At 70.0% G+C, this 836-nt stretch carries 1 protein-coding gene; it reads right to left on the bottom strand.

The annotated features are described in order from the left end of the window. Positions 1-213: 213 nt before the first annotated feature. Positions 214-836, bottom strand: a 623-nt coding sequence (locus tag CCN44_RS39710; RefSeq protein ID WP_143650375.1) for a DUF885 domain-containing protein, incomplete at its 5' end; no start/stop codon positions are given.

Here is an 836-nt window from a genome sequence, read left to right as displayed (position 1 = left end):
TTGGGGGTCGAGCAGGAACTGGGCGCGGACGGACTTCCAGTCGTGGGGCCTGAAGGGCTGGGGGGCGGCCTTGGGGGTGGCGGCGGCCTCACTGGTGGCGAGGGTCCCGATGGCCAGTGAGGAAGCCGCGATGCCCGAGCCGGCCAGGATCTTGCGGCGTGAAAGAGACACGGTCACTCCTCCATGGGGGGTGCGCGGGGTGGTCGGGGTGGGTCAGGGCAGGTGTCGTGTGGTCCGGGCGGTGTCGCGGGTCAGTTCGGTGCGCAGCAGGTCCAGGCCCATGGGTCCCAGGTCCAGGGCGTGGCGGTGGAACTGTTTGAGGTCGAATGCGGTGCCGTCGCGGCGGCGGGCTGTGTCGCGGGCCTCCAGCCATACTTTTTCGCCGAGTTTGTAGGCCAGGGCCTGTCCGGGGCGTCCGAGGTAGCGGTCGATTTCGAAGGCGACGAACGCGGGCGGGTTCAGGGCGCAGTGGTGGGTGAGGAAGTCGCGGGCCAGCTGGGGGGTCCAGCGTTCGCCGTCGTGGAAGCCGGTGCCCGGGGGGATGGGCAGGCGCAAGTGGAGTCCGATGTCGAGGACGATGCGTGCGGCGCGCAGTTGCTGTCCGCCGGCGAGCATGCCGAGGCGGTGTGCGGGGTCGGCGAAGTAGCCGAGTTCGTCCATGAGGCGTTCGGCGTACAGGCCCCAGCCTTCGCAGTGTCCGGGGTGGAGTTCGCACGACAGGCGCTGGAAGCGGTTGAGGGTGGTGGTGTTGAGGGTGGTGGTGCCCAGTTGCAGGTGGTGGCCGGGGACGGCTTCGTGGAACATCGTGCTGGGGACGGTCCAGGTGGGGGTGGGGG

The sequence above is a fragment of the Streptomyces tricolor genome (genome assembly GCF_002155905.1).
GTDB lineage: Bacteria > Actinomycetota > Actinomycetes > Streptomycetales > Streptomycetaceae > Streptomyces > Streptomyces tricolor.
Note: the sequence above shows the minus strand (reverse complement) of the source record. Positions and strands in the feature narration are given on the sequence as shown.